The organism is Modestobacter lapidis (assembly GCF_054780755.1).
The window spans coordinates 100,698-127,187 of sequence record NZ_BAAGVS010000008.1 but is presented as its reverse complement, the minus strand read 5'-3'; the positions used below and the strand labels follow the sequence as shown (position 1 = coordinate 127,187).

General features: G+C 75.5%; 29 protein-coding genes and 1 riboswitch. Of the genes, 22 read left to right on the top strand and 7 right to left on the bottom strand.

Annotated features, from left to right (window positions below; all coding sequences use genetic code 11):
- Positions 1–95 precede the first annotated feature (95 nt).
- The 5 genes from ACYVG5_RS11365 to ACYVG5_RS11345 all read left to right on the top strand — a co-directional run bounded on the left by ACYVG5_RS11365 (position 96) and on the right by ACYVG5_RS11345 (position 4,231).
- Positions 96–824: a PAS and ANTAR domain-containing protein gene (locus ACYVG5_RS11365; protein WP_460683186.1), complete on the top strand. Its 729-nt coding sequence runs from the start codon at positions 96–98 to the stop codon at positions 822–824.
- A gap of 111 nt (positions 825–935) precedes the next feature.
- The gene (locus tag ACYVG5_RS11360; RefSeq protein WP_222047292.1) at positions 936–1,580 is read left to right on the top strand and encodes a lysophospholipid acyltransferase family protein; all 645 of its coding nucleotides are present in this window, start codon (positions 936–938) and stop codon (positions 1,578–1,580) included.
- Positions 1,577–3,088 (top strand): cobyric acid synthase, encoded by a 1,512-nt coding sequence (locus tag ACYVG5_RS11355; RefSeq protein WP_222047294.1) that lies wholly within the window; start codon positions 1,577–1,579, stop codon positions 3,086–3,088. The genes ACYVG5_RS11360 and ACYVG5_RS11355 overlap by 4 nt, the downstream gene beginning before the upstream one ends.
- Positions 3,089–3,111: 23 nt before the next feature.
- Positions 3,112–3,717, top strand: coding sequence for an MSMEG_1061 family FMN-dependent PPOX-type flavoprotein (locus ACYVG5_RS11350; protein WP_460683185.1), 606 nt, complete (start codon positions 3,112–3,114; stop codon positions 3,715–3,717).
- Between the two features lie 88 nt (positions 3,718–3,805).
- Complete coding sequence (locus ACYVG5_RS11345) at positions 3,806–4,231, top strand: VOC family protein (RefSeq protein ID WP_222047297.1); 426 nt, start codon at positions 3,806–3,808, stop codon at positions 4,229–4,231.
- A gap of 19 nt (positions 4,232–4,250) precedes the next feature.
- Here ACYVG5_RS11345 and ACYVG5_RS11340 read toward each other — a convergent pair whose 3' ends face one another.
- On the bottom strand, positions 4,251–4,448 hold the full coding sequence (locus ACYVG5_RS11340; protein ID WP_222047299.1) for a hypothetical protein: 198 nt from the start codon (positions 4,446–4,448) through the stop codon (positions 4,251–4,253).
- A 234-nt stretch (positions 4,449–4,682) separates the two neighbouring features.
- Between ACYVG5_RS11340 and ACYVG5_RS11335 the strand changes: the two genes are divergently transcribed.
- Entirely contained in the window at positions 4,683–5,261 is a 579-nt protein-coding gene (locus ACYVG5_RS11335) for a type II toxin-antitoxin system PemK/MazF family toxin (RefSeq protein WP_222047301.1), read from the top strand.
- A 60-nt stretch (positions 5,262–5,321) separates the two neighbouring features.
- Here ACYVG5_RS11335 and ACYVG5_RS11330 read toward each other — a convergent pair whose 3' ends face one another.
- The 3 genes from ACYVG5_RS11330 to ACYVG5_RS11320 all read right to left on the bottom strand — a co-directional run bounded on the left by ACYVG5_RS11330 (position 5,322) and on the right by ACYVG5_RS11320 (position 6,609).
- The gene (locus ACYVG5_RS11330; RefSeq protein WP_222047303.1) at positions 5,322–5,534 is read right to left on the bottom strand and encodes a hypothetical protein; all 213 of its coding nucleotides are present in this window, start codon (positions 5,532–5,534) and stop codon (positions 5,322–5,324) included.
- A gap of 240 nt (positions 5,535–5,774) precedes the next feature.
- The gene (locus ACYVG5_RS11325; RefSeq protein ID WP_222047306.1) at positions 5,775–6,065 is read right to left on the bottom strand and encodes a transcriptional regulator; all 291 of its coding nucleotides are present in this window, start codon (positions 6,063–6,065) and stop codon (positions 5,775–5,777) included.
- A 79-nt stretch (positions 6,066–6,144) separates the two neighbouring features.
- Positions 6,145–6,609: a hypothetical protein gene (locus ACYVG5_RS11320; protein WP_222047308.1), complete on the bottom strand. Its 465-nt coding sequence runs from the start codon at positions 6,607–6,609 to the stop codon at positions 6,145–6,147.
- A 104-nt stretch (positions 6,610–6,713) separates the two neighbouring features.
- A riboswitch (cobalamin riboswitch) is annotated at positions 6,714–6,838 on the top strand.
- A 71-nt stretch (positions 6,839–6,909) separates the two neighbouring features.
- Between ACYVG5_RS11320 and ACYVG5_RS11315 the strand changes: the two genes are divergently transcribed.
- The 13 genes from ACYVG5_RS11315 to ACYVG5_RS11255 all read left to right on the top strand — a co-directional run bounded on the left by ACYVG5_RS11315 (position 6,910) and on the right by ACYVG5_RS11255 (position 19,955).
- Positions 6,910–9,009 carry a putative cobaltochelatase gene (locus ACYVG5_RS11315; protein ID WP_222047309.1) on the top strand — a complete coding sequence of 700 codons (2,100 nt, stop codon included), beginning with the start codon at positions 6,910–6,912 and terminating at the stop codon, positions 9,007–9,009.
- A gap of 73 nt (positions 9,010–9,082) precedes the next feature.
- The gene (gene cobO / locus ACYVG5_RS11310; RefSeq protein WP_222047311.1) at positions 9,083–9,697 is read left to right on the top strand and encodes a cob(I)yrinic acid a,c-diamide adenosyltransferase; all 615 of its coding nucleotides are present in this window, start codon (positions 9,083–9,085) and stop codon (positions 9,695–9,697) included.
- Positions 9,698–9,773: 76 nt separating this feature from the next.
- Complete coding sequence (locus tag ACYVG5_RS11305; RefSeq protein ID WP_222047313.1) at positions 9,774–11,156, top strand: cobyrinate a,c-diamide synthase; 1,383 nt, start codon at positions 9,774–9,776, stop codon at positions 11,154–11,156.
- Positions 11,143–11,886, top strand: a complete 744-nt coding sequence (locus ACYVG5_RS11300) for an energy-coupling factor ABC transporter permease (RefSeq protein ID WP_222047315.1) — start codon at positions 11,143–11,145, stop codon at positions 11,884–11,886. Before ACYVG5_RS11305 ends, ACYVG5_RS11300 begins: the two co-directional genes overlap by 14 nt.
- Entirely contained in the window at positions 11,883–12,215 is a 333-nt protein-coding gene (locus ACYVG5_RS11295) for an energy-coupling factor ABC transporter substrate-binding protein (RefSeq protein ID WP_222047317.1), read from the top strand. The genes ACYVG5_RS11300 and ACYVG5_RS11295 overlap by 4 nt, the downstream gene beginning before the upstream one ends.
- Positions 12,212–12,949 carry a cobalt ECF transporter T component CbiQ gene (cbiQ, locus tag ACYVG5_RS11290; RefSeq protein ID WP_222047319.1) on the top strand — a complete coding sequence of 246 codons (738 nt, stop codon included), beginning with the start codon at positions 12,212–12,214 and terminating at the stop codon, positions 12,947–12,949. Before ACYVG5_RS11295 ends, cbiQ begins: the two co-directional genes overlap by 4 nt.
- Before the next feature lie 150 nt (positions 12,950–13,099).
- The gene (locus ACYVG5_RS11285) at positions 13,100–13,945 is read left to right on the top strand and encodes an energy-coupling factor ABC transporter ATP-binding protein (protein ID WP_222047321.1); all 846 of its coding nucleotides are present in this window, start codon (positions 13,100–13,102) and stop codon (positions 13,943–13,945) included.
- On the top strand, positions 13,942–15,366 hold the full coding sequence (gene cobC, locus ACYVG5_RS11280; protein WP_246629968.1) for an Rv2231c family pyridoxal phosphate-dependent protein CobC: 1,425 nt from the start codon (positions 13,942–13,944) through the stop codon (positions 15,364–15,366). The genes ACYVG5_RS11285 and cobC overlap by 4 nt, the downstream gene beginning before the upstream one ends.
- Entirely contained in the window at positions 15,363–16,463 is a 1,101-nt protein-coding gene (gene cobT / locus ACYVG5_RS11275; RefSeq protein ID WP_222047323.1) for a nicotinate-nucleotide--dimethylbenzimidazole phosphoribosyltransferase, read from the top strand. The genes cobC and cobT overlap by 4 nt, the downstream gene beginning before the upstream one ends.
- A gap of 7 nt (positions 16,464–16,470) precedes the next feature.
- The gene (gene cobA / locus ACYVG5_RS11270; protein WP_222047325.1) at positions 16,471–17,706 is read left to right on the top strand and encodes a uroporphyrinogen-III C-methyltransferase; all 1,236 of its coding nucleotides are present in this window, start codon (positions 16,471–16,473) and stop codon (positions 17,704–17,706) included.
- 181 nt (positions 17,707–17,887) lie between these two features.
- On the top strand, positions 17,888–18,820 hold the full coding sequence (locus tag ACYVG5_RS11265; RefSeq protein ID WP_246629969.1) for an ABC transporter ATP-binding protein: 933 nt from the start codon (positions 17,888–17,890) through the stop codon (positions 18,818–18,820).
- Entirely contained in the window at positions 18,817–19,671 is an 855-nt protein-coding gene (locus ACYVG5_RS11260; RefSeq protein WP_222047327.1) for an ABC transporter permease, read from the top strand. The genes ACYVG5_RS11265 and ACYVG5_RS11260 overlap by 4 nt, the downstream gene beginning before the upstream one ends.
- Complete coding sequence (locus ACYVG5_RS11255; protein ID WP_460683184.1) at positions 19,659–19,955, top strand: helix-turn-helix transcriptional regulator; 297 nt, start codon at positions 19,659–19,661, stop codon at positions 19,953–19,955. Before ACYVG5_RS11260 ends, ACYVG5_RS11255 begins: the two co-directional genes overlap by 13 nt.
- A 22-nt stretch (positions 19,956–19,977) precedes the next feature.
- On the opposite strand, the gene ACYVG5_RS11250 is transcribed toward ACYVG5_RS11255, so the two are convergent.
- Both ACYVG5_RS11250 and ACYVG5_RS11245 read right to left on the bottom strand, forming a co-directional pair.
- Positions 19,978–20,586 (bottom strand): DsbA family protein, encoded by a 609-nt coding sequence (locus ACYVG5_RS11250; protein WP_222047329.1) that lies wholly within the window; start codon positions 20,584–20,586, stop codon positions 19,978–19,980.
- Between the two features lie 113 nt (positions 20,587–20,699).
- Positions 20,700–21,449 carry a (2Fe-2S)-binding protein gene (locus tag ACYVG5_RS11245; protein ID WP_460683183.1) on the bottom strand — a complete coding sequence of 250 codons (750 nt, stop codon included), beginning with the start codon at positions 21,447–21,449 and terminating at the stop codon, positions 20,700–20,702.
- Positions 21,450–21,584: 135 nt separating this feature from the next.
- Here ACYVG5_RS11245 and acs point away from each other — a divergent pair, with 135 nt between their 5' ends.
- The 3 genes from acs (at position 21,585) to ACYVG5_RS11230 (ending at position 25,182) form a co-directional block, all read left to right on the top strand.
- The gene (acs, locus tag ACYVG5_RS11240) at positions 21,585–23,552 is read left to right on the top strand and encodes an acetate--CoA ligase (protein WP_222047334.1); all 1,968 of its coding nucleotides are present in this window, start codon (positions 21,585–21,587) and stop codon (positions 23,550–23,552) included.
- A gap of 179 nt (positions 23,553–23,731) precedes the next feature.
- Positions 23,732–24,235 (top strand): phage holin family protein, encoded by a 504-nt coding sequence (locus ACYVG5_RS11235; protein ID WP_222047336.1) that lies wholly within the window; start codon positions 23,732–23,734, stop codon positions 24,233–24,235.
- 107 nt (positions 24,236–24,342) lie between these two features.
- Positions 24,343–25,182: an alpha/beta fold hydrolase gene (locus ACYVG5_RS11230; protein ID WP_460683182.1), complete on the top strand. Its 840-nt coding sequence runs from the start codon at positions 24,343–24,345 to the stop codon at positions 25,180–25,182.
- Positions 25,183–25,248: 66 nt separating this feature from the next.
- Here ACYVG5_RS11230 and ACYVG5_RS11225 read toward each other — a convergent pair whose 3' ends face one another.
- Positions 25,249–26,430, bottom strand: a complete 1,182-nt coding sequence (locus ACYVG5_RS11225; protein ID WP_222047338.1) for a MarP family serine protease — start codon at positions 26,428–26,430, stop codon at positions 25,249–25,251.
- Between the last annotated feature and the right edge of the window lie 60 nt (positions 26,431–26,490).

Here is a 26,490-nt window from a genome sequence, read left to right as displayed (position 1 = left end):
TCGGCTCCTCGCGAGCCGGCGGGGCGACGTCGAGACACCGGCGGCCGCCACCCGTCGAGGGCACCCCGACGCACCTGGAGAGAGCGGTCCTCCCGATGTCCAACACCTCTACCGTCCGGCGCACCGCCTCCCTCTCCCGAGGCCCTGCCCCGGGGCCCGGCCGGTCGGCCCGGCCAGCGGCGCCGCCGAGCACCGCAGCGGCGGGCCGGTACCGCTACGACGTCACCACCGGCCGGTGGTGGTGGTCGCCGGAGACCTACGCCATCCTCGGCCTGCCGCCCGCGTCGACGCCGCCCACGGCCGATCTGCTGCTCCAGGCCGTCCACCGGGACGACCGACCGCGGGTGCGACAGGCGCTGGCCGACTCGTGCACCACCGGCGCCCCGTTCGTCGTCGAGCACCGCGTGGCCCACCCCGACGGCCCGCTCCGGACGGTCGTCCTGGTCGGCGAGCCGGAGACCGCGCCCGGCGGGGGCACCACCGCGCTCTGCGGGATGCTGGTCGACGTCACCGACGGTCGGCCGGCCGAACCCGCGACCCCGGACGAGCAGGTCCGCGTCCTGGAGACGGAGGTCGAGCAGCTGCGCCAGGCGATGTCCAGCCGGGCCGCCATCGAACAGGCCAAGGGCATCCTGATGCTCCTCATGGGCTGCGGCGACCAGGTCGCCTTCGACCTGCTGGCGCACATCTCCAGCCACACGCACCGCAAGGTCCGCGACGTCGCCGGAGCGATCATCACCTCGGCGAGCGGCGGCAACCCGCTGCCCGACGACGTCCGCGCGATCCTGCACGACGCCTGCCCGCCGGGGTCGCCGCACGTCTGACCGTCCGCCCCGCCCGTCCCCGCCGGACGCCGATCGGAGAGGATTCCGGCACCGCCCGGCACCGGAGCACGACGCGACGGCGCCAGGGCCGGGTGGCGAGGAGGTCGGAGCGTGTTCTACCTGTTGGTCCGGTTCGTGCTGCGACCGCTGTTCTGGATCACCTGCCGGCCGACCGTGACCGGCCGGGAGAACGTGCCGCCGACCGGGCCGGTGATGCTGGCCAGCAACCACCTGTCCTTCATCGACAGCATCGCGATCCCGCTGGTGGCGCCGCGCCGGGTCGGCTACCTGGCCAAGGTGGAGTACTGGCAGGGCACGGGCGTGAGCGGATGGCTGCAGCGGGCGCTGTTCACCGCGCTGGGCGCGCTGCCGGTGGAGCGGGGCACGCACCGGGCCGCACAGGCCGCGCTGGACACCGCGCTGGGCGTGCTCCGCGAGGGCGGCGCCTTCGGCATCTACCCGGAGGGCACCCGCTCGAAGGACGGCCGCCTGGCCCGCGGCAAGACCGGAGTGGCCTGGCTGGCGCTGACGGCCGGCTGCCCGGTCGTGCCGGTCGCGGTCGCCGGGACCGACAGGATGCAGCCGGTGGGCGCCAGCTGGCCCCGGCCGCACCGGGTCTCCATCACCTTCGGGTCCCCGCTGACCTTTCCCGAGCACGCCGGCCAGGCCGGCAAGGGCAAGGCCCGCCGGGAGGTCACCGACCGGATCATGGAGGCGATCGCCGAGCTGTCCGGTCAGGAGAAGGACGGCTGGTGAGGCAGGCCCCGACCGGCGCACTGCTGGTCGCCGGCACCACCTCGGACGCCGGCAAGTCCGTCGTCACCGCCGGGATCTGCCGCTGGCTGGCGCGCGAGGGCGTGCGCGTGGCTCCGTTCAAGGCGCAGAACATGAGCAACAACTCGATGGTGACCGCAGACGGCGCCGAGATCGGCCGGGCCCAGGGAATGCAGGCCGCCGCCGCCCGGGTGGAGCCCGAGGCGGCGATGAACCCGGTGCTGCTGAAGCCCGGCGGCGAGAACTCCAGCCAGGTCGTCGTCCTGGGCCGGCCGGTCGCCGACGTCACCGCGCTGTCCTACCGGCCGCTGAAGGCCGCCCTGCTCGAGCAGGTGCTCGGCTGCCTGGCCGACCTGCGGTCCCGCTTCGACGTCGTCGTCTGCGAAGGCGCCGGCTCCCCCACCGAGATCAACCTGCGGGCCGACGACATCGCCAACATGGGCCTGGCCACCGCTGCCCGGCTGCCGGTCGTCGTGGTCGGTGACATCGACCGCGGCGGGGTGTTCGCCGCCCTCTACGGCACCGTCGCGCTGATGCCCCCGGCGGACCAGGCGCTGGTCGCCGGCTTCCTGGTCAACAAGTTCCGCGGCGACGTCCGGTTGCTCACCCCGGGGCTCGACCAGCTCGCCGCGCTCACCGGCCGCCCGACCCTGGGCGTGCTGCCCTGGCGCACCGGGCTCGAGCTGGACGTCGAGGACTCGCTGGGCGTCGACGCCGTGCGGGCCCCGGCCGGCCCGCCGCACGGCGAGGACGTGCTGCGGGTGTCGGTCGCCCGGCTCCCGCGGCTGTCCAACTTCACCGACCTGGACGCGCTGGCCGCCGAGCCCGGCGTGCTGCTCCGGTACGCCACCCGGCCCGAGGAGCTCGCCGACGCCGACCTGGTCGTGCTGCCCGGCACCCGCTCCACGGTCGCCGACCTGGCCTGGCTGCGCGCCACCGGGCTGGCCGACGCGGTGCTGCGGCGGGCCGCCGAGGGCCGGCCCGTGCTGGGCATCTGCGGCGGGCACCAGATGCTGGCCCGGACCCTCACCGACGACGTCGAGTCCCGGGCCGGCGTCGTCCCCGGGCTGGGCCTGCTGCCCGCCGACGTCCGCTTCCACCGGGCGAAGACGCTGGGCCGCCCGGTCGGGACCGCGCTGGGGCAGACGGTGCGGGGCTACGAGATCCACCACGGGGTGGTCGCCGTCGACGACGACGCCGAGCGGTTCCTCGACGGCGCGCGCGCCGGGTCGGTGTGGGGGACGACGTGGCACGGGGCGTTCGAGGACGACGGCTTCCGCCGCGCCTTCCTCAGCGAGGTGGCCCGGGGAGCCGGCCGGCGGTTCGTCGTCGCTCCCGACACCGACTTCGGTGCCGTCCGGGAGGCCCGGCTGGACGCCCTCGGCGACCTGATCGCCGAGCACGCCGACACCGACGCGCTCTGGCGGCTCATCGAGTCCGGGCCGCCGGCGGATCTGCCGGTGCTCGCCGCCGGCCGGGCCGCCCGGTGACCGGCGGGGGATACCGTGCGGGCGTGGACTCAGTCACTGACCCCGACGTGCTCGCGGCCTACCACGACCCTTCCCAGATGGTCGTGGACAAGGTGGTCGACCGGCTGGACCGGCACTGCCGGTCGTTCATCGAGCTGTCGCCCTTCGCCACGCTGTCCACCGCCACCGCCGACGGCTGGCCCGACGTCTCCCCCCGCGGCGGCGACCCGGGGTTCGCACGCGTGCTCGACGAGCACCGGCTGGCGCTGCCGGACCGGCCGGGCAACAACCGGGTCGACAGCCTGCGCAACCTGGCCGCCAACCCCCGCGTCGCGCTGCTGTTCTTCGTGCCGGGGATCGAGGAGACGCTGCGGGTGTTCGGCACGACCACCCTGGTCGCCCCCGAGGACCTCGACGTCGACCTCACCGAGTTCGGCCGGGCGCCCCGCTCGGTGGCCCTCGTGCAGGTCGAGCGGGCGTTCTTCCAGTGCGCGCGGGCGGTCATGCGCTCGGGGCTGTGGGATCCCGAGCGGAGGGTCGACCGCGCGGCGTTCGCGCCGATCAGCCAGGTGTTCCGCGACCACTGCAAGCTCCCCGCCCCGCTGCCGGACGACGCGGTGATGCGCGCGGAGCTGGCCGAGGGCCTCTGAGGACGGGCCCCGTCCCCGCACCGCTCGCCGGCGCGCGGCGGGCCCCGGGACGGGGCCTGATGTCGGTGCGGTGTCCTAGCGTTCCGGCATGGCACACACGTTCCAGGTCACCATCGACTCCACCGCGCCGCATCCGCTCGCCGACTGGTGGGCCGAGGCGCTCGGCTGGGAGCGCGAACCCAGCGACGAGGCGTTCATCCACTCGATGGTCGAGCAGGGGCACGCCCGCGACAGCGACACCATGCGGCACGGCGGCGAGCTGGTCTGGGTGGAGGGCGCGGCGATCCGGCATCCCACCGGGGGCGCACCCCGGCTGCTGTTCCAGCTGGTCCCCGAACCCAAGACGATCAAGAACCGGGTGCACCTCGACGTCCGGGTCGGCGCGGAACACGTCGCGGCGGAGGTGGCCCGGCTGACCGCCCGCGGTGCCACGGTGCTGCACGAGGGCCGGCAGGGCCCCTACCGCTGGGTGACCATGGCCGATCCGGAGGGCAACGAGCTCTGCCTGACCTGAGCAGGGCCGGGGAGGCGGGTCAGCCCGTCTGGCGGGCCCGCTCGGCGCGGCGGTCGGCCACCGCGCGCTGCACCAGGACCCGGCTGCGCATGCTGCCCCGCCGGCGGCGTTCCGGAGCCCGGTTGCGGGCGTCCTCGACGAGTTGCCAGGCGGCCAGGGCGCTGGCCCGCACCGCGGGCGGAACCGTCACCGGTCGAGTCGGCTGGGCTGTGGTCATGTCGAGCTCTTTCCCCCGCGGCGACTGGTGGTCGAATCGCCACGACGAGTGTGTCCCACCCCCGGCACTTCCAACCGCGGGTGTGACGGATTCGTCCCGGAAACCGTCCCTTCAGCCCCAAGAATCACACCCGTGTCAGCTTACGTCCAGCGACGCGCCGACAGCGGAGTGGAATCACGCCAGGTCAGGGCCACATCGACGCCACTCGCGGCCGCGGTGGCCTACCGTCCGGGCATGGCGACCGGTGGGTGGCGGGGCGTACTGGGTCGGCTGGCGTCGATGGCGCTGCGGGAGGGCACCCGGTCGCTGCGGCGCGCCGATCCCGCACCACGCCGGCGGGCCGCCGCCACGACTCCCCCGGGACCGCGGCGGGGCACCCCGACGATCCACCCACCCCGCCCGGAGGCGTCGCAGCCGGGCACCGCTCCCGGCGGGATCGACTTCGACTACCGGCCGCGTGACGACGGCCGGCCCGACCCCGGCGAGGTCGTCTGGGCCTGGGTGCCCTTCGAGGAGGACGACGGCCGCGGCAAGGACCGACCGGTCCTGGTCGTCGCCCGCGACGGAGCGGACCTGCTCGGGCTGATGCTCAGCAGCCAGGACCACGACCTGGATGCCGCGGACGAGGCTCGGCACGGCCGGTACTGGGTGGACGTGGGCACCGGCGCCTGGGACCGGCAGGGCCGGCCGAGCGAGGCGCGGGTGGACCGGGTGCTGCGGCTCGACCCGGCCGACGTCCGCCGGGAGGGCGCCACACTGAGCCGGGCCCGCTTCGACGAGGTGGTCGCCGCGGTCCGCCGCGTGCAGGGCTGAAAAGGACCCTGCTGCCCCCCACCGCTCGCAGGCTCACGGCGGGCCCCTGCAGCGGGGCCGTCAGTCGACCGCCGGCTCGTCCTGCACCGTCCGCACCCGGGGTCGCAGGTGGTAGACCCCGGCCCCCTCGGCCAACGGCCGCAGGTCGTAGCGGTGCACGACCTTGGGGCCCTCGTGCAGGTGCACGTGGGTGATCGTCGGCAGCGGCGCACCGTGGCGGGCCTCGCGGATCTCCACCCGCCCGTCCAGGGGGCCGCCGACGAAGAGGAGCACGGCGTCCTCAGCGCTCGTGCTCGTCGCGGCAGCTGCGTCCTCGGACAGCGTCGACTCCCTCGTTCGGCTCAGCGGACCCGCTCCAGGGTAGGCGCGCCGACGCCGCCGTGAGGCCGCTGCCGTCGGGAGCCGGCCACCCTCCAGGGCCCCGCCGCGAGCCCGGAGGCCCCGTTCAGGGGCCCGCGCTGAGCCTGCGAAGCGTGGGGGGAACGGGGTCCTTCCAGGGGGGCAGCGGGGCCGTCAACCGGTGATCCGGCGGAGCTCGGCCACGTGGGCGGCGAAGGCCGCCCGGCCCGACGCGGTGAGCGACAGGCTGGTGCGCACCCGCGACGTGATGGTGGCCTTGCGGACCTTCACGTAGCCGGCCTCCTCGAGGTGCTTGACGTGCTTGGAGAGCACCGAGTCGCTGACCCCCACGGCGTCCCGCACGATGGCGAAATCCATCGAGTCGACGGCTGCCAGCAGGCCGCAGACCTGGAGCCGGGGCGGGGCGTGGACGACCGCGTCGAAGTGCGGTTCGACCGTGGTCACAGCGTCTCCGGTTCGGCTCCGGCCTCGCTCCGCTCCTCGGTCGCCGGCGCTCCCTGCGATGCTCACTCGCCCGTCGCCTTCACAGCTCGCCGCGGAGCTCGGCGACGTAGATGCGGGTCCACCAGCGGCTGATCAGCGCGATGCCCACGCCGAGGACCGCCCCGCCGGTCACCATCGCGTACCGCACGTCCAGCAGGTACTCGGCGCCGGCGGCCGAGGCCAGGACGACGACGTACCCGACGACCCAGACCCGGATGGCGCGCTGGGTCCTCCCGGGCCGCAGCCCGTTCACCCAGAAGCCGGTGATCCGCTTGTACGCCGAGACCAGGAACCAGGTCCCGGCGGCGGCGACCGCCAGGGCCACGACCGTGACCCACGAGTCGAACGAGTACGACCCGACCAGCCCGAACACCAGCAGCCCCAGCAACGTGTCGTACCACCAGGGCTGCATCGCCCGGTCGGCCATCGCCGTCCGGGCGACCCGCAGCGCGGCGAGGTCGGCAGCCGCGGCGGCGGGGCCGGTCGTGGGCCCTTCTCTTTCCATGTCGGAAAGTGTGGGCCATCACTTTCCACTCCGTCAAGTCGCCCCGGCCCTGTTCTCCCCTGGGGTGTCGTGGTCTGATGGGCGGCGAACTGCGACGGCAGTGGAGGAAGCCCGGTGCGATTCCGGCGCGGTCCCGCCACTGTGACCGGGGAGTCCGATCCCATGCGCGGCCACTGCCCTCCGGGGCGGGAAGGTCGGGGCCGGACGTCGATCCGGGAGCCAGGAGACTCCAGCCGTCGTCCCTGCGATCTCCGGGCGTGGACACCCGGGGAGAGGACCCGTCGTGCTCGAGTTCCGCTCGTGACCTTTCCCTTCAGCGCCGTGGTCGGCATGGACGATCTCCGCCTGGCCCTGCTGCTCAATGCCGTGTCCCCCGCCGTCGGCGGGGTGCTGGTGCGCGGGGAGAAGGGGACGGCGAAGTCCACCGCGGTGCGCGCCCTGGCCGCCGTCCTACCCCCGGTGGACGCCGTCACCGGCTGCCGGTTCGGCTGCGACCCCGCCGCGCCCGACCCGGGCTGCCCGGACGGCCCGCACTCCGCCGAGGAGCCGTCGGTGCGCCGTCCGGCGCGGCTGGTGGAGCTCCCGGTGGGCGCCTCGGAGGACCGCGTCGTCGGCGCGCTGGACCTCGAGCGCGCGCTCACCGAGGGCGTGAAGGCGTTCGAGCCCGGCCTGCTGGCCGCGGCGAACCGCGGCGTCCTGTACGTCGACGAGGTCAACCTGCTGCACGACCACCTGGTCGACCTGCTGCTGGACGCCGCGGCGATGGGCACCGCCTACGTCGAGCGGGAGGGCGTTTCGGTGCGGCACGCCGCCCGGTTCCTGCTGGTCGGGACGATGAACCCCGAGGAGGGTGAGCTCCGCCCCCAACTGCTGGACCGCTTCGGGCTGACGGTGGAGGTCGCCGCCCCCCGGGACACCGCGCTGCGCGCCGAGGTGGTGCGCCGCCGGTTCGCCGCGGACGCCGACCCCGATGGCTACCGGGCGCAGTGGGCGGCGTCGGAATCGGAGCTCGCCGACCGGATCGCCGGGGCCCGGGCCCGGCTGCCGCACGTGGTGCTCTCCGACGCCGCGCTGCAGCAGGTGACCAGCGTCTGCGCGGCCTTCGACGTCGACGGCCTGCGCGCCGACCTGGTCACCGCCCGCGCCGCGATCGCGCACGCCGCCTGGGCCGGCCGTCTGGCGGTCACCGAGGACGACGTCCGGGTGGCTGCCCGCCTCGCCCTGCCGCACCGCCGTCGCCGGAATCCCTTCGACGCCCCCGGCCTGGACGACGAGACCCTGGAGCAGGCGCTCGCCGACGCCCGCCCCGACGACGACGGCCCCGACTCCCCCGACTCCCCCGACGACGGACCCCCGACCGACGGCGGCGACCCCTCGGGGGGCCAAAGTCGCGACAATGGCCCCTCCGGGGAGCCTTCCGGGGGGCCGTCTGGGGGCCAAAGTCGCGACAATGGCCCCTCGGAGGGCTCGCAGGAGGGCCGAAGTCGCGACGAAGGCCCGCCGAGCAGGGAGCCGACGACGGCGCCGCGCGGCGAGGGCGGCGGGCACACCGACGCCGCACCCGCGCCGGAGAAGGCCGCCGTCGCCCCCGACGCGCCGTTCCGCACCCGCCGGCTCGAGGTCCCCGGGATCGGCGCCGGCGCGGCCGGCCGGCGGTCCCGGGCCCGCAGCGAGCGCGGCCGGGTGGTCGGCTCCCGGCACCCGGACGGCGTCGTCACGAAGCTGCACCTGAGCGACACCGTGCTGGCCGCCGCACCGCACCAGCGGGGGCGCGGGCGCAGCGGCCCGGGGTTGCGCATTCGGCGGGAGGACCTGCGGCAGGCCACGCTCGAGGGCCGGGAGGGCAACCTCGTGCTGTTCGTCGTCGACGCCAGCGGCTCGATGGGCGCCCGGTCGCGGATGGCCGCGGTCAAGGGCGCCGTGCTGTCCCTGCTGCTGGACGCCTACCAGCGCCGGGACAAGGTCGGGCTGGTCACCTTCCGCGGCGACATGGCCGAGCTGGCACTGCCACCGACCTGGTCGGTGGAGGCAGCCGCGGCCCGGCTCACCAGCCTGCCCACCGGCGGGCGCACACCGCTGGCCGCCGGGCTGCTGCGGGCGCACGAGGTGCTCCGGGTGGAGCGGGTCCGGGACCCGCAGCGCCGGCCGCTGCTCGTGGTCGTCACCGACGGCCGGGCGACCGGATCGCGCGGCGGCGCCCACGTGGCCGACGCGCAGCGCGCCGCCGGGCTGCTGGCCGCCGCGGGTACGGCGAGCGTCGTCGTCGACTGCGAGTCCGGACCGGTGCGGCTGGGTCTGGCCGGTGCGCTGGGGGTGGTGCTCGGTGGGCAGACCCTGCGGCTCGGGGAACTGGGTGCGGAAACGTTGTCCGGCGTCGTCCGGGAGAGGCGGGCTGCGTGATGAACGAGCGTGCGAGCTCATCCATCAGCGCAGCGCCCGGCAGTCGGCCGACGAGCGCCAGCGAGGAGGACTAGTGCCGCAGGGCCAGGTGACCGCCGTCCCCGCCGACGGGCTGACCACCCGCCAGCGGCGCAACCGGCCGCTGCTCGCCGTGCACACCGGTGAGATGAAGGGCAAGTCCACCGCTGCCTTCGGCATGGCGATGCGGGCCTGGAACCAGGGCTGGTCGGTCGCGGTCTACCAGTTCGTCAAGAGCGCCAAGTGGAAGGTCGGCGAGGAGAACGCGCTGACCGCGCTGGGCCGGCTGCACGCCGAGACCGGCGAGGGCGGGCCGGTGGTCTGGCACAAGATGGGCTCGGGCTGGTCGTGGTCCCGCAAGTCCGGCGAGGAGACCGACCACGCCGCGGACGCCGCCGAGGGCTGGGCGCAGATCAAGCGCGACCTGGCCGCGCAGGCGCACCGCTTCTACGTGCTCGACGAGTTCACCTACCCGATGAAGTGGGGCTGGGTCGATGTCGCGGACGTCGTCGACACGCTGACGAGCCGGCCGGGCAGCCAGCACGTCGTCATCACCGGGCGCGACGCCCACCCGGCGCTGATCGGGGCCGCGGACCTGGTGGTCGAGATGACCAAGGTCAAGCACCCGATGGACGCCGGCCAGAAGGGCCAGCGGGGGATCGAGTGGTGACCCTCCCGACCACCCCGACCACCCCGACCACCCCGACCACCAAAATGGCCATTTTGGTGGAATGCGGGGCCAGGCGATGAGGATCCCGCGGGTCGTGCTGGCCGCGCCGTCGTCGAACGCCGGTAAGACGTCGATCGCCACCGGGCTGATCGCCGCGCTGACCGCCCGCGGCCTCACCGTGAGCCCGCACAAGGTGGGTCCCGACTACATCGACCCCGGCTACCACGGCCTGGCCGCCGGCCGCCCCGGCCGCAACCTCGACTGCTGGCTCACCGGCGACGAGCGGATCGTGCCGCTGTTCCTGCACGGCGCCCGCACCCCGACGACGGCCGACGTCGCGGTGGTCGAGGGCGTGATGGGCCTGTTCGACGGGGCTGCGCACCCCAGCGTCGAACCCGGCTACGGCTCCACCGCCCAGGTCGCTGCGCACCTCCGGGCGCCCGTCGTGCTGGTCGTGGACGCGGCGTCCCAGGCCCGCAGCGTCGCCGCGCTGGTGCACGGCTTCGCCACCTTCGACCCGTCGGTGCGGCTGGGCGGGGTGGTCCTCAACCGGGTCGGCAGCGACCGGCACGAGGCAATCCTGCGCGAGGCGCTGGGCGCGGCCGGCGTCCCGGTGCTCGGCGCGGTGCGCCGCATCGAGGCGCTGCACACCCCGTCCCGGCACCTCGGCCTGGTGCCGGCCGCCGAGCGGTCGGCCGAGGCGGTGCAGACGGTGCGCGCGCTGGCTGCCGCGGTGGAGGCCGGCGTCGACCTGGACGCCGTCCTCCGGCTGGCCCGCTCCGCCCCCGACCTGCCCGGCGACCCCTGGAACCCGGCCGCCGAGGTCGAGCGCACGCCCGGCCGCCCGGTCGTCGCCGTCGCCGGCGGGCCGGCCTTCACCTTCGGCTACGCCGAGAACACCGAGCTGCTCACCGCCGCCGGCGCGGAGGTGGTCACCGTCGACCCGCTCCGGGACGACGCCCTCCCCGAGGGCACCCGGGCGCTCGTGGTCGGCGGGGGCTTCCCCGAGGTGCACGCCGGCGCGCTGAGCGCCAACAGCGGCCTGCGGACGGCGATCGCCGCGCTGGCCGAGGCCGGAGGCCCGGTGGCCGCCGAGTGCGCCGGGTTGCTGTACCTCTCCCGCGAGCTGGACGGGAAGCCGATGTGCGGCGTGCTGGACACCGCGACCGCCATGCACCCGCGGCTCACCCTGGGCTACCGATCGGCGGTGGCCCGCACCGACAGCGTGCTGGCCCCGGCCGGCACCCGGGTGCGCGGCCACGAGTTCCACCGGACCACCGCCGCGCCCCCCGCCGGCGGCTCGCCCGCCTGGCAGTGGAACGTCGACGGGCCGGAAGGGTTCGTCTCGGGCTCCGTGCACGCCAGCTACCTGCACCTGAACTGGGCCGGGTCCCCGACGATGGCCGCCCGGTTCGTCGCCGCAGCCGCCCACGTGGAGGTACTCAGTGCACATCGCTGAAGGTTTCCTGCCACCGGTCCACGCCGTGGGCTGGACGATCGCCGCCGCACCGTTCGTGGTGCACGGGGCCCGGGCAGTGGGCAAGGAGGTCCGCGAGCGGCCGGAGTCGACGCTGCTGCTCGGCGCCGCCGGGGCGTTCACGTTCGTGCTCAGCGCGATCAAACTGCCCTCGGTGACCGGCAGCTCCAGCCATCCGACCGGCACCGGGGCGGGCGCGATCCTGTTCCGGCCGCCGGTGATGGCGCTACTGGGCACCGTCGTCCTGCTGTTCCAGGCGCTGCTGCTGGCCCACGGCGGGCTGACCACGCTGGGCGCGAACGCGTTCTCCTTCGCCGTCGTCGGGCCGTGGGCCGGGTACGCCGCCTACCGGCTGACCCGCCGCTGCGGTGGCGGGCTGCTCGGCGGGGTCTTCGCCGGGATGGCCGTCGCCGACCTCGCCACCTACATCACCACGGCGCTGCAACTGGCGCTGGCCTTCCCCGACACGGAGAGCGGCCTCGCCGGCGCGGCGGCGAAATTCCTGGGCGTCTTCGCCGTCACGCAGATACCGCTGGCGATCGGCGAGGGGCTGCTCGGCGTCCTGCTGTTCCGGGTGCTCACCGTCAACGCCCGCCCCGAGCTGGAACGCCTCGGCGTCCTCACGCCTACTCCTGTACTTGAGCCCGAAAAAGCGCGCGTACTCGAGCCCGAAAAAGCACGGGGGACGGACGACGAGGAGGGACAGCGGTGAGGCGGCGGCACCTGACGACGGCGCTGCTGGTGCTCGCCGTGGTCGCGCTGTTCGCCGTTCCGCTGCTGCTGGACGGCGGGAGCTCCGAGTACGCCGGCACCGACAGCCGGGCGACCGAGGTGGTCCAGGAGTCCGCCCCCGACTACGAGCCGTGGTTCGAGTCGGTGTTCTCCCCCGGTTCCACCGAGATCGAGTCCGGTCTGTTCGCGCTGCAGGCCGCGCTCGGCGGCGTGGCGCTCGGCTACGTGCTGGGCCGGTTGCGCGGCCGGCGGACGGCCGAGCAGACGACGGGGCGGACGACGGGGCAACCGGAGCCGGACCGGGCATGAGCGGGCTGGCGATCGACGACGCCGCCTGGGGCAGCGCCTGGCGGACGCGCTCCCCCGCCGACAAGCTGCTGCTCTCGGTGGGGCTGGTGGTCGGCGCGCTGGTGCTGCCGGTGTGGCCGGGCACCCTGCTGGTCGGCCTCGCCGCCGTTGCGCTCGCGCTGGGGCCGGCCCGGGTGCCGGCGCGCACGTTCGGCCGGGCGGTGCGGCTGCCGCTGGCGTTCATCGCGATCGGTGCGGTCACCGCGGTGGTGGAGGTGGGCGGTGGCGGGCTCGGCTGGGCGCCGGACGCCGCCGCGCGGGCCGGCGCGCTGGTCGGGCACGGGCTGGCCGGCAGCGCCGCGGTGCTGCTGCTGGCCACCACCACCCCGATGTCGGACCTGCTGCCCGAGCTGCGCCGGCTGCGGGTTCCGGCCGCGGTGGTGGAGGTCGCGTCGGTGGTCTACCGGCTGCTGTTCGTGCTGCTGACCAGCCTGACCACCATCCGGGAGGCGCAGACCGCGCGGATGGGCCACTCGACGGTCCGCCGCTCCTACCGCTCCTCGGGGGTGCTGGCCGCCGCGGTGCTCACCCGCTCCTGGGACCGCGCCCGCCGGCTGCAGGACGGGCTGGCCGGCCGGGGCATGGAGACCGGGCTGCGGGTGCTGCCCGAGGCGCTGCCGTCGTCCCGGCCCTTCGTCGCCGCGACCGTCGCCGGGCTGGCCGCGCTGGTCGCGGTCACCCTGGCCGTCGCATGAGCGAGCTCGCGAGCTCATCGATGTGCACAGCGCCGTGGCGATCACCGCCGACGAGCGCCAGCGAGGAGGCGCCATGAGCGAGCTCGCGAGCTCATCGATGCGCACAGCGCCGTGGCGATCACCGCCGACGAGCGCCAGCGAGGAGGCGCTGTGAGTCACCTGACGCTGGCCGCCGAGGGCCTCACCGTCGGCTTCGACCGCGGCGGCCCGGTGCTGGACGGCGCCTGCCTGACCGTGCCGGCCGGCCGCCGGCTGGCGCTGCTGGGCGCGAACGGCTCGGGGAAGACGACGCTGCTGCGCTGCCTGTCCGGGTCGCTGCGGCCGGGTCGCGGCCGGGTCACCCTGGACGGCGCGGAGCTGCGGCACACCCGGGCGGGCCTGCGCGCGCACCGCCAGGCGGTCCAGCTGGTGCTGCAGGACCCCGACGACCAGCTGTTCAGCGCCTCCGTCGCCCAGGATGTCTCGTTCGGTCCGGTCAACCTGGGGCTGCCCGAGGACGAGGTGCGTGCCCGGGTCGCCGAGGCCCTGGACCTGCTCGCCGTCGCGCACCTCGCCGGCCGGCCCACCCACCAGCTGTCCTACGGCGAGCGCAAGCGGGTCACCATCGCCGGCGCGGTGGCGATGCGACCGTGCGTGCTGCTGCTCGACGAGCCGACCGCCGGGCTGGACCCCTCGGCGGTCACCGAGACCCTCGCCGCGCTGGCCCGGTTGCAGGACGCCGACTCCACGGTGCTGATGAGCACCCACGACGTGGACCTGGCGCTGCGCTGGGCCGACGAGGTGGCGGTCGTCGTCGGCGGGCGGGTGGTGCAGGGCCGGCCGGACGACGTCCTGGGCGACGACGCGCTGCTCGCCCCGGCCCGGCTCGACCGCCCCTGGGCGCTCGTCGTCGGTGCCCGGCTGCGCGAGCTCGGGCTGCTGCCCACCGGCGCGCTGCCCCGGGACGCCGCCGCGCTGCTGGCCGCCCTGCCCCAGCAGCCCGGGGTGCGCGCATGATCACCGTGGGCCTCGGCGCGTCGACCGGGGTGGCCGCGGCGGAGGTCCTCGCCGCGGTCGACGCCGTGCTGCCGGCGGACGCCGCCCCGGTCGTCCTGGCCACCCTCGACGCCCGCGCCGCCGAGCCCGGGATGCGGGAGGCCGCCGAGCACCGCGGCTGGCCGCTGACCGGCCACCCTGCCGCCGCGCTGGCCGCCGTTCCGGTGCCGGCGCCCTCGGCCCGGGTGGCCGGCGCCGTCGGCACGCCGTCGGTCGCCGAGGCGGCCGCGCTGCTGGGCGGCGGCCGGCTGCTGGTGGGCAAGACCGTGCACGGCCGGGTGACGGTGGCCGTGGCCCACCGGCCCGACGAGCAGCACGACGGGGACGGCGACGTCGACCTCCGGCACCACGGCGACCGGGAGCTGGGCCCCGGCCTGGTCGATCTCGCGGTCAACGTGCGCCCGGACGCTCCGCCGCCCTGGCTGCGCGCGGTCCTGCACGCCGCGCTGGACGCCAGCACCGGCTATCCCGACCCCGCGCCGGCCCGGGCGGCGGTGGCCGCCGCGCACGGCCGGCCGGAGACCGACGTGCTGCTCGCCGCCGGCGCCGCGGAGGTGTTCACCCTGCTGGCCCGGGCCCTGCGCCCGCGGCGGGCCGTGCTGGTGCACCCCTCGTTCACCGAGCCTGAAGCGGCGCTGCGGGCGGCCGGGCACCCGGTGCAGCGGCTGCTGCTGGCCGCGGCGGGGGGCTACCGGCTCGATCCGGCCGCCGTTCCGGAGGACGCGGATCTGGTGGTGCTCGGCAACCCGACCAATCCCACCTCCGTGCTGCACCCCGCCGGGGCCGTGGCCGCGCTCGCCCGTCCCGGCCGGGTCCTCGTCGTCGACGAGGCGTTCGCCGACACCGTGCCCGGCGAGCCGGCGTCCCTGGCGGCCCGGAGCGACCTGCCCGGCCTGCTGGTGGTGCGCTCGCTGACCAAGACCTGGGGGCTGGCCGGCCTGCGGGTCGGCTACGCGCTGGGCCCGGCCGACCTCGTCGCAGCCCTGGCCGCCCAGCAGCCGCACTGGCCGGTGTCCACCCCGGCGCTGGCCGCCCTCGTCGCCTGCAGCACCGGCGACGCCCGGGCCGAGGCCGACGCGGTGGCCCGGCGGACGGCGGAGCACCGGGCCGCGCTGGTCGCCGCGCTGCCCCGCCGGGTGCAGGTGGTCGGCGATCCGGCGTCGTCCTTCGTGCTGCTCCGCGTCCCCGGCGGGCCGGCGGTGCGCGAGCGGCTGCGGCAGCGCGGTTGGGCGGTGCGCCGCGGGGACACCTTTCCCGGCCTGTCCGGCGACCACCTGCGGGTCGCCGTCCGGGATCCGGCCACCTCCCGTGCGTTCGCCGCGGCGCTGGCTGAGATCCTTGACCGGATGCCCGACCACGCCGCACCCGAGGAGGGCACGTGACCACCGACCCGAGGCCCTTCCCCGGGACCCCGCTGGGCGACACGATCGCCGCCGTCCGGCCGCGCGACGCCGCCGCCGAGCGGGCCGCGCGGGAACGGCTGGCCCGGATGACCAAGCCTCCGGGGTCGCTCGGCGTGCTCGAGGACGTCGCCGCGCAGCTGGCCGGCATCGCCGGCGAGTGCCCCGCCCCGCTGCCGACCCCCGTCGCGGTGGCCGTGTTCGCCGCCGACCACGGGGTGCACGCCCAGCGCGTCACGCCGTGGCCGCAGGAGGTGACCGCCCAGATGGTGGCCAACTTCGCCCGCGGCGGCGCCGTGGTCAACGCCTTCGCCGCCCAGCTCGGCGCCGACGTGGTGGTTGTCGACGTGGGGGTGGCGACGTCCTACGCGGTGGAGCCGACCGACCGGCTGCTGTCCCGCAAGGTCCGGTACGGCACCGCCGACCTGGCCGTCGGCCCGGCGATGACCGTCGAGGAGGCCCGGCGGGCCGTCGAGGTGGGCATCGAGGTCGCGCTGGCCCTCGCCGCCGACCACGGCTGCCTGGTCACCGGCGACATGGGCATCACCAACACCACCGCTTCTGCCGCGCTGATCTGCGCGTTCACCGGCGCGGACCCGGCTGCGGCGACCGGTCGCGGCACCGGCGTGGACGACCCCACGCTGGCCCGCAAGGTCGCGGTGGTCACCCGCGCGGTGGCCCGGGTGGGCGAACGCCCCACCACGCCGGAGCGGGCGCTGGCCGCACTCGCCGAGGTGGGCGGGCTGGAGCACGCGGCGCTGGCCGGCTTCGTGCTCGGCGCAGCCGCCGCCCGGGTGCCGGTGCTGCTGGACGGGGTGATCGCCGGCTCCGCGGCCCTGGTCGCCGCCGCCCTGTGCCCCCCCGCGATGCAGCACGCGCTGGCCGGGCACGTCTCCGCCGAACCGGGGCACGCCGTGGCGCTGCGCGCGCTGGGCCTGCGGCCGCTGCTGGGCCTGGACCTCCGGCTCGGCGAGGGCACCGGTGCCCTGCTGGCCGCACCGCTGGTGGCCGGTGCGGCGCGGGCGCTGCAGGACGTGGCCACCTTCGACTCCGCCGGTGTGACCCAGAAGTCCGGCTGAGACGGCCGTGCGCGCATCCACTCCCGACCCGTCCGCCGTCGTCTACCCCGTCGGCCTCCGGCTGGCCGGCCGCCGGGTCGTGGTGGTCGGCGGTGGCCAGGTCGCCCACCGCCGCGTCGCCGGGCTGCTGGAGGCGCGGGCCGCCGTGACCGTCGTCAGCCCCGAGCTCACCCCGGCGCTGGAGGCGCTGGTCACACCCGGCTCGGTCACCTGGTACCCCCGTCGGTACGTCGCCGGCGACCTGTCCGGCGCCTGGTACGCCGTCGCGGCCACCGACGACCCGTCGGTGAACGCCGAGGTGGCGGCCGAGGCCGAGGCGGACCGGGTGTTCTGCGCCCGGGCCGACGACCGCTCGGCGTCCAGCGTCTGGACGCCGGCCGTCGGCCGGCAGGGCGACCTCGTCGTCGGGGTGCACGGCGGCGGCGACCCGCAGCGGGCGGTCGGCGTCCGGGACGCGGTGCTCGCCGGGCTCACCGATGGGTCGATCGCCGACCGCCACTCCCGGGCGCCGGCCACGACGCCGGGCAGCGTCGTGCTGGTCGGTGGCGGCCCCGGCGACCCGGGGCTGGTCACCGTGCGCGGGCGGCAGGCGATCGCGACCGCCGACGTCGTGATCGCCGACCACCTCGCCCCGCAGGGGCTGCTGGCCTCGCTGCCCTCGGGGGTGGAGGTCATCGACGCCTCCAAGCTGCCGCGCGGGCGGTCGATGGCCCAGGAGCAGATCAACTCCCTGCTGGTCTCCCGCGCGCGGGAGGGCAAGCGGGTCGTGCGGCTCAAGGGCGGCGACCCGTTCGTCTTCGGCCGCGGTTTCGAGGAGCTCGAGGCCTGCGCCGCGGCCGGTGTGCCGGTCGAGGTCGTGCCGGGGGTGACCAGCGCGATCGGCGTCCCGGGGCTGGTCGGGGTGCCGGTGACCCACCGGGGCATGACCCACGAGTTCGTGGTCGTCTCCGGGCACGTGCCGCCGGGCCATCCGGCCTCGCTGGTCGACTGGGCGGCGCTGGGCCGGCTGCGCGGCACCGTCGTGGTGCTGATGGGCGTCGACACCGCGCCGGCCATCGCCGCCGCCCTGGTCGAGCACGGCCGGGCCGCGGACACCCCAGTGGCGGTGATCAGCGACGGCGCGATGCCGTCCCAGCGGGTGCTCCGGACGACGCTGGCGCAGCTGGCCACGGCCCTGCAGGAGGAAGGCGTGCGCCCGCCCGCGGTCTGGGTCGTCGGCGACGTCGTGTCGCTGGGCGCCTGATCCCGGACGCTCGACCCTGAGCCGCCGTGCCGACCGCTGAGCCGGGCCGCGCGCCGGCCCGACGGTCGGCCGGGTAGCTCCACCTCCGCGCATCCCGCGACGCAGATCGCACTGGTGCTGAACATGCAGCACTCCTACTATCTGGCCCATCGAGCCCGACCCACCGAGGAGTGGTGTCCCGATGGCCAGCGACCCCCTGTCCGACGCACTCGCGGTCCGGGTCCGCGGCCTGCGGATGAGCTACGGCACCCGGGCGGTGCTCGACGGCGTGGACTTCGACGTCCGGGTCGGTGAGGTGGTGTGCCTGCTGGGGCCCAACGGGGCGGGCAAGACCACCACGATCGAGGTGCTGGAGGGCTTCCGGCTCCGGTCGGCCGGGGGCGTCGAGGTGCTGGGCGTCGACCCGGCATCCGGCGACGACGCGTGGCGGGCCCGGGTCGGGGTGGTGCTGCAGTCCTGGCGCGACCACGCCCGCTGGACCCCCCGGCGGCTGCTCGAGCACCTGGGCGGGTACTTCGTGCCCTACGCCACCGCCGAGCGCCCGCGGCCCTACGCCGTCGACTGGCTGCTGGACACCGTGGGCCTCACCGACGACGCCGACCGCAAGATCGGCACCCTCTCCGGCGGCCGGCGCCGGCGGCTGGACGTCGCGGTCGGCATCATCGGGCGCCCCGAGGTGCTCTTCCTCGACGAGCCCACCGCCGGCTTCGACCCCCAGGCCCGGCGGGACTTCCACGACCTGGTGCACCGGCTGTCGGACCTGGAGGGCACCAGCATCCTGCTGACCACGCACGACCTGGGCGAGGCCGAGAAGCTGGCCGACCGGATCCTCATCCTGGCCGGCGGGCGGATCGTCGCCGACGGCAGCGCCGATGCCCTGACCCGCCAGGTCGCCGCGGCCAGCGAGGTGCGCTGGACCTGCGCCGGCGAACGATTCGTGCACGCCACCGCCGAGCCCACCCCGTTCGTCCGGCGGCTGTTCGAGCAGCACGGGGACGACGTCGCCGACCTCGAGGTGCGCCGGGCGAGCCTCGAGGACACCTACATCGCCATGGTGCAGCGGTACGAGTCCGGCTCCCCGGCCGCTGCGGAGTTCGCGGAGGTTCCCCGGTGAACGCCACCCGGCACGCCGTCGGCCAGGGCCTGCGCCGTGGCTGGACCGAGTTCGTGCTCAGCCTGCGCAGCCCCCAGGACCAGGGCTTCTACCTGTTCATGGGGCTGGCCACGCTGGCCTACCTCTGGTTCAACCGGGACACCGAGGTCGAGGGCACCTCCCTGCTGCTGCCCACCGTGGCGCTGCCCAGCATCCTGGGCGCGCTGGTCGCGTTCGGCGTCGTCATCGGGCCGGCCTACGCGCTGGCGATGGAGCGCGAGGACGGCACCCTGCTGCGCCACAAGGCCCTCCCGCACGGCATGCAGGGCTACGTCACCGGCCAGCTCCTCTTCCACTCGCTGGGCGTGGTGCCGCTGCTGCTGGTCGTGCTGCTACCGGGGTTCCTGCTCTTCGACGGGCTGATGAGCCGCGGTGCCGCCGGCTGGGCAACCCTGCTGTGGGTGCTGGTGCTGGGGCTGCTGGCCACCCTGCCGCTGGGCATCATCCTGGGCTCCGTCGTCCCGAACACCCAGAAGGTGGGCACCTGGGGGATGCTGCCGGTCGTCCTGATCACCTCCATCTCGGGCATCTTCTACCCGGTGCAGGCGCTGTGGGGCTGGGTGCAGGCGGTCGCGCAGGTGTTCCCGGTCTACTGGATCGGGCTGGGCATGCGCTCGGCGTTCCTGCCCCCCGAGGCCGCCACCGCGGAGCTCGGCGGCTCGTGGCGCACCGGGCTGGTCGCCGTCGTCCTGCTCGGCTGGGCCGTCATCGGCGTGCTCGCCGCCCCGGCGGTGCTGCGCCGGATGGCCCGCCGGCAGTCCGGCTCGCAGGTCCAGGAGGCCCGGGAGCAGGCCCTGCAGTGGGTGCGCTGACCTCCGACCGGCCCGGGGACGCCGTCCACAACCGGATCGCCCTGCTGCGCGCCGAGCAGGGCGTCACCCGCCGGGAACTCGCCGACGCCCTGGGGGTGCACTACCAGACGATCGGCTACCTGGAGCGGGGCGAGTACAACCCGAGCCTGCACCTGGCGCTGCGGATCGCCGCCTTCTTCCGGGTTCCGGTCGAGGTGGTCTTCTCGACCACGCCGTTCCCGCGGATCAGCGACGCCGCCGCGCCGTCCCGGAGCGACGACGCCGAGCCGGCGAGCCGGCCCTGACCACCGCCCACCGCCCACCGGCTCAGGGCAGCTCGCCCCGAGCGCCCTTGAGCTCGCTGAAGCCCGGCACCGCCGACACCAGCGCCAGCCCGTCGAACAGCCGCAGCGCGTCGTCGCCGGTGGGGGCCGGGGTGACGATCGGGCCGAAGAAGCCGGGTCCACCCGCGAAGGCGGTGATCGGGCTGCCCGCCTCGGCGCCGACCCGCTGCTGGCTCTCCGCGTGGCTGGCCTCGACCGCCGCCTGCTGGGCGTCGTCGTCCTCCGCGAGCTCCGCGGGCAGCCCGACCGCGGCCAGGGCCTCGCGGAACACGTCCGGGCCGAGGTCGGCGCCCTGCTCGTGCACCCGGGTGCCGACCTCGGTGTAGAACCGGCCCAGCACCTCCGGCCCCGCCGCGCTGCGCACCGCGGCGAAGACCCGGGTGGCGACCGCGCCGCGGGCGACCTCCTCGGCCGGGTGCCCGGGTACGTCCCCGCCGCCGTTGAGCACCACGAGGCTCATCACCCGCCAGTCCACCGGCATGCCGCGGGCGGCGGCCACCTCGGCCAGCCAGCGACTGGTCTGCCAGGTGAACGGGCAGGACGGGTCGAACCAGAAGGCGACGCCGTCCGGCTGGTTCTCGGGGGTGCTCACAGGGCTGACCTCCACGGTCCGGGGGGAGTTCTGCCGGGCGACCGGCACCCGGAGGTTTGCCACCCGGCCCCGGCCGCGAAACCGGGTGGCGAGGGGTTCCTGTCCCCCGGGTGTCAGAAACGGGTGGCGGCGTCCTCCAGCAGCACCTGTCGCTCGAGGGGCGGCCGTCGCGGGCAGGACGTGCACACCACCTCGTGCGGCACCCGGTAGGCCAGGCAGCAGGACACCCGGTGGGTGAACCGCGCGGCGCTGCCGTCGGGCCGGCGGACGTCGACGTACCGCGGCGCGGGCAGCGGCGCCCCCACCGCGGCGGCCAGCGGGCCGGCCAGCGCCGTCACCGCCCCGACGTCCCCGACCGCGCGGCCCAGGGCCAGCAGCCGGTTGGCCAGTGAGTCGGTGGCGATCGCCCACAGCGGCCGCGGCCGCATCCCGCCGGCCTCGGCCACCGCCTCCACCACCGCGGTCAGCGCCGCGCGCAGCTCCTCCCCCGGGTCGCCCGGCCCGGCCGCGCACGTGGTGGCCGCCACCGGCGCCCACCCGGACACGAGGTGCAGCCGGGTGTCGGCCAGCCGGGCCGAGAGTGGACGGCCGGCGACCAGCCCGGCCAGCACCGGGGTCAGCAGCACGCTGGACAGCGAGTACCACCACAGCGTGGCCAGCACCCGCCGGTCGCCGGTGCGCTGGCGCACCGCCCGGTCGGCCAGCACCTGCGCGGTCCACCCGGGATCGGCCAGCGCCGTCGCCGGGACGACGGTCGCCGCCGGCGGCGGCAGCAGCCCCAGGGCGGCCGCACCGGGCACCCGGAGGGCGACGGCGGCCTGCACCCCGTCGTCCTCCCGATCGCCGTCGCACCCTTCGCCCACCCGGACAGTCTCCGCCCGGCGGGCGCGGGACCGGCCCGCGCATCCTGGACGAGACGCGGGCGTGACCGGGGCCATAGGTTGGACCCGAGCAGCGCTGCCCGGCAGGACGGCGGCGCGCGAACTGCGGAGGTGCGCATGAGCGGGACCGAGACGACCGACGCCCAGGGGGCTCCCGGAGGCGGGGCCTTCCCGCCCCCGGAGGAGCTCGTCGCGCAGGCCAACGTGGGCGCCGACGCCTACGAGCGGGCCGCCGCCGACCGGCTCGCCTTCTGGGAGGACGCCGCCCGCCGGCTGGACTGGACCCAGCCCTGGGACCAGGCGCTGGACTGGAGCAACCCGCCGTTCGCGAAGTGGTTCGTCGGCGGCAAGCTCAACGTGGCGGTCAACTGCGTCGACCGGCACGTCGACGCCGGGCACGGCGAGCAGGTGGCCTACCACTGGGTGGGCGAGCCCGGCGACACCCGCACCGTCACCTACGCCCAGCTCAAGGACGAGGTCTGCCGGGCGGCGAACGCCCTGACCGAGCTCGGCGTCGCCGCCGGCGACCGGGTGGCGATCTACCTGCCGATGATCCCCGAGGCCGTCGTGTCGATGCTGGCCTGCGCCCGGATCGGCGCCGTCCACATGGTCGTGTTCGGCGGCTTCTCCCCCGACGCCCTGGCCAGCCGGATCACCGACGCCGACGCGAAGGTGGTGATCACCTCCGACGGCGGCTACCGCCGCGGCGCGCCGAGCGCCCTCAAGCCGAACGTCGACGAGGCGCTCACCAAGACCGAGGGCGTGCGCAGCGTCGTGGTGGTTCGGCGCACCGAGCAGGACATCGAGTGGACCGAGGGCCGCGACGTCTGGTGGCACGACGTCGTGGCCGGTCAGTCGACCGAGCACGAGGCGGAGTCCTTCGACGCCGAGCACCCGCTGTACATCATGTACACCTCGGGGACGACGGCGAAGCCCAAGGGCATCCTGCACACCACCGGCGGCTACCTGACCCAGGTCAGCTACACCCACTGGGCGAGCTTCGACATCAAGCCCGACACCGACGTCTTCTGGACCGCGGCCGACGTCGGCTGGGTCACCGGCCACAGCTACATCGTCTACGGGCCGCTGTCCAACCGGACCACGTCGGTGATGTACGAGGGCACGCCGGACACCCCGCACCAGGGTCGCTGGTGGGAGATCGTCCAGGAGTACGGCGTGACCGTCCTCTACACCGCACCGACCACGATCCGCACGTTCATGAAGTGGGGGGACGACGTCCCGGCCGGCTTCGACCTGTCCTCCCTGCGGCTGCTCGGCTCGGTCGGTGAGCCGATCAACCCGGAGGCCTGGCTCTGGTACCACAAGAACATCGGCGGGGGCCGCTGCCCGGTCGTGGACACCTGGTGGCAGACCGAGACCGGCGCGCACATGGTCAACCCGCTGCCGGGCGTGACCACGCTCAAGCCGGGGGCCGCCCAGCGCCCCTTCCCCGGCATCGGCGTCCGGGTGGTCGACGAGGAGGGCAAGCCGATCGAGGCCGGCGCGACCGGCTACCTGGTGCTCACCGAGCCGTGGCCGGCGATGCTGCGCACCATCTGGGGCGACGACGAGCGGTACAAGGACACCTACTGGAGCCGGTACGGCGAGGGCATCTACTTCGCCGGTGACGGCGCCAAGCTCGACGAGGACGGCGACATCTGGCTGCTCGGCCGGGTCGACGACGTCATGAACGTCTCCGGGCACCGCATCTCCACCACCGAGGTGGAATCGGCGCTGGTCAGCCACCCGGCGGTGGCCGAGGCGGCGGTGGTGGGCGCCACCGACCCGACCACCGGGCAGGGCATCGTGGCGTTCGTGATCCTCCGCGGGGACGCCGTCGACTCCGGCGAGGAGCTGGTGAAGACCCTGCGCCAGCACGTCCGCAAGGAGATCGGCCCGATCGCCAGCCCGCGGCAGATCATGGTCGTGCAGGAGCTGCCCAAGACCCGCTCGGGCAAGATCATGCGCCGGCTGCTGCGGGACGTGGCGGAGAACCGGGAGCTCGGCGACGTCACCACGCTCACCGACTCCTCGGTGATGGACCTGATCAGCTCCAAGCTTCCCGCCGCCTCCTCCGAGGACTGAGGAAGGACCCTGCAGGGGGGCCACGGGTGGAGGTCACGGCGCCAGGTTCGGCGCCGTGGCACTCCACCCGGAGGGCCCGGGACGCGGGCGGAGCGATCATGCGGCACGATCAGCCGAGCACCACCGTGCCGTGACGTCCATAGGCGCTGCCATCCGGCGCTGACTGAGGAGGAGCCCCCGTGGCCCACAGCGCATCGACGCCCCCGCTCGCGGGAACGCCCACCGGGCCGGCCGAGCCGTCGCTCGGCACGCTCGCCAAGAGCGCCATGACCGACGTGTCCACGCTCATCCGCAGCGAGATCGAGCTGGCCAAGGCCGAGATCGGGACGTCGGTGAAGCGCGGAGGCGTGAGCGCCGCCGCCTTCGCCGCCGCCGGCGTACTGGCCGCCTTCGCGGCGATCTTCTTCTTCGTCATGCTCGCCGAGCTCATCACCTGGCTCGGCCTGGCGCGCTGGATCTCCTACCTGATCGTCTTCGGCCTGCTGCTGCTCCTGGCCGCGGCCGCCGGCCTCATCGGGTACCGGATGGTCAAGAAGATCGAGAAGCCGGAGCGGACCATCGAGACGCTGCAGGAGCTGCCCGACGTGATGCGCCGCGAGGCCCCCGGCCAGCGGCAGCGCGACCTGCCCACCGTGACCGAGGGCCGGGTCGCCCGGCGGGACCCGCACGCCCGGCTGAGCTGAGCGGCGGCGAGCTGACCAACCCGCCGCCCCCGAACGACGCGCAGCCGGACGCCACCAGCGTCCTGCTGCCCGGTCCGTGGGCGCACCGCGACGTCTCGGCCAACGGGGTGCGGCTGCACGCCGCGGAGGCCGGTGAGGGGCCGCTGGTACTCCTGCTGCACGGCTTCCCGGAGTTCTGGTGGGCCTGGCGGGCCCAGCTCGTCGGCCTCGCCGCCGCCGGCTTCCGGGTGGTCGCCCCCGACCTGCGGGGCTACGGCGCCAGCGACAAGCCACCGCGCGGCTACGACCTGCCCACCGCGGCCGACGACGCCGCCGCCGTCGTCCGGGCGCTCGGCGAGCGCGAGGCCGTCGTCGTCGGCTCGGACTGGGGTGGCCTGGTCGGCTGGACGATGGCCGCGTTGCACCCGCGCACGGTGCGCAAGCTGGTGGTCGTCTCCATGGCCCACCCCCGCCGGTTGCGGGCCGGGATGTCCGACCGGCGGCAGCGGCAGGCCGCCCGGTACGCGCTGCGGTTCCAGCTGCCCCGGCTCCCCGAGCGCCGGCTGACCCGTGCCGACGACGATCCGGTCGCCGAGCTGATGCGCCGCTGGTCAGGGCCGTCCTGGGTGCACACCGCCGACTTCGCCGAGGCCGTGGGCCGCTACCGGTCGGCCTCCCGGATTCCGCAGGCCGCCTACGGCGCGATGGAGTACTTCCGCTGGGCCGGCCGCTCCCAGCTGCGTCCCGACGGGCTGCGGTTCGCCCGCCGGATGGCCGCCCCGGTCACCGCCCCGACCCTGCAGCTGCACGGCGGCCTCGACCCCTGCGTACTGCCGCACACCGCCCGCGGCTCCGGCCGCTACGTGGCCGGCGCCTACGAGTGGCGTGAGCTGCCCGGGGTCGGCCACTTCCCGCACGAGGAGGCGCCCGCGGCGGTCACCGCGGCCATCGCCGGTTGGGCCCGCTGAGATCCGACGGCCCCGCTGCAGGGGTCCGCCGCGAGCCCGCGAGCGGGTGGGGGCAGCGGGGTCCTGCTACTCGCACGGGCCGGTGTCGGCGGCCGTGGTCGAGGAGATGCCGGTCACGGCGGCGCCGGCCACCTCCTGAGCGGTCAGGGCGTAGCCGGTGTCAGGGTCGTCGATGGCCGAGGCGAAGACTACTCCGAGCACGCGCCCGTCGGTGGCGAGCAGCGGCCCGCCGGAGTTGCCCGACCGCACCTGCCCGTAGAGGGCGTAGACGTCGCGGGTGACGGTCTGCGTGCCCCGGAAGTCCGGGCCGTTGATCTCCCCGCGGTCACGCACCCTCGCCGGCCCGACGTAGAGCCCACCTCCGCCCGGGTAACCCATCACGATGGCCGAGGCGCCGGTGTCCACGGCTGCATCGGCCCAGGTCAACGGCACCTGCGGGAGTCCGGGGACGGCGAGCACGGCCACGTCGGCCGCCTCGTCGACGTACACCGGCGTCGCGTCGTAGGTCTCGCCCTCGGCGGTGACCACCGGGCTGGTGACCCCGGCCAGCACGTGCGCGTTGGTCATCACCCGCTCGTCGGCGTAGACGAATCCGGAGCCGTCGATCTGCCGGGAGCAGGCGGCGGCGATACCGCGGATCTGCACCACCGAGCCCTTGACGTTGTCGACGACCGGGCTGGCCAGCAGGGCCTGGTCGGGTGCCGGTACGTCGCGCACCTGGGTGGGGGTGAGCGGATCGAGGACGTCGGGCAGCCCGCGCCGGTCGATCGCCTCGCGCAGCGAGTCGTACAGGGACCGGACCTCGTCGGGCACGCCGCGGTCGACTGCCTGCACCAGCGAGGACTGCCGCACCTGCCCGGCGACCGTGGGGAACGGCGAGCTGGCCAGCGGCGTGGCCACCATCCAGGCGACCAGCAGCACCGCCAGCGCCGACACGACGGCGCCGGCCACCGCGTCACCGAGCTTGGCCGGTTCCCAGGTGACCCGCGTGCGGATCGCCCGGCCGATCACCCCGGCCAGCAACTGACCCAGCAGCGCGCCGGCGAGCACCACGACCAGCGCCACGAACACCCGGCTCATCGCCGAGTCGGCCATCTCCTCGGCGATCGGGCCGGACAGTTGCGCACCGACGACGGCACCGCCGAAGAAGCCCACGAACGAGGCGGCCGAGACGATGAGCCCCTGCCGGAAACCGGAGAGGGCGAACAACAGCGCCAGTGCGATCAGCACCAGGTCCACCAGGGACACCTCCTAGCTCCTCGGTTCGATTCCGGAGCCGGTCCGCCCCCGCGATGCTCCCGCCGGCAC